This is a genomic window from Pontibacter sp. HJ8 (assembly GCF_054824225.1).
Map to the genome: position 1 here is coordinate 1 of NZ_JSYF01000640.1, position 824 is coordinate 824.

Here is an 824-nt window from a genome sequence, read left to right on the forward strand (position 1 = left end):
TCCTGACCCGCTATACCTATACCTATACCTGGTGCACGATCCGGACAGGCGCAACCTGTCCCTACGATCATCAACGGATATACCTGTCTTTAGGGTCTACGGTGGCTAACTCGGTGAGCAGGCCCGCTATGTTGCGGGTTGTGGCCTCAAAGAAGGCCTGGCCCTTTTCAGGGGTGGCGGCTGCCGGGTTACCTACGCCGGTATCTTCAGTGGCCTGCGACCACAAACGTTCCGACCAGGCCCAGCCTTCGCGAATAGCGGCCAGCTTTGATTTATATTCTCTCCCATCTCCTGCTTCTTCCAACGGGCGCGTCAGGTCGGGGCGCAGGTACTGGATCATGCTGGTTTCCATCTCATCGGCATGGTCGCCGGGGCGCTCGAAGAACTGCCGGCGATCGGCGGTCTGAAACCAGTTGCAGGTGACCAGGAACATGTCCGGATAACGGAGGCCCAGTTCGCGCAGCATCGGCTTAAAATCGTTGCCCCCGTGCCCGTTGACCACGAGCAGCTTGTGTATACCCTGCCGGTTGAGCACAGCTACAATATTATCGAGGATAGAGAGCTGTGTGCTCGGGTTCAGGTTGATGTCCAGGGTAATGTCGGCCTGCCCGGTGTTGACGCCAAATGGTATGGCGGGTAGCACCATGACTTTGGTGCCCGCTTCCCAGGCCAGCCGGGCGGCTTCGGCGGCTACGGCTTCGGCCTGTATGTTGTCGGTGGCGTAGGGCAAGTGGTAGTTATGGGCTTCGGTGGCTCCCCAGGGCAGCACCACTACCTCGGTTTTCTGTTCTTGTATGGCTTTCCAATTGGTTTCGGCAAGTATG

The 824-nt window shown here is 58.4% G+C and carries 1 protein-coding gene; it reads right to left on the bottom strand.

Annotated elements, in window-relative coordinates; genetic code table 11:
- Positions 1–70: 70 nt before the first annotated feature.
- Positions 71–823, bottom strand: a complete 753-nt coding sequence (locus tag OB13_RS20490; RefSeq protein WP_461492044.1) for a creatininase family protein — start codon at positions 821–823, stop codon at positions 71–73.
- Position 824 lies beyond the last annotated feature (1 nt).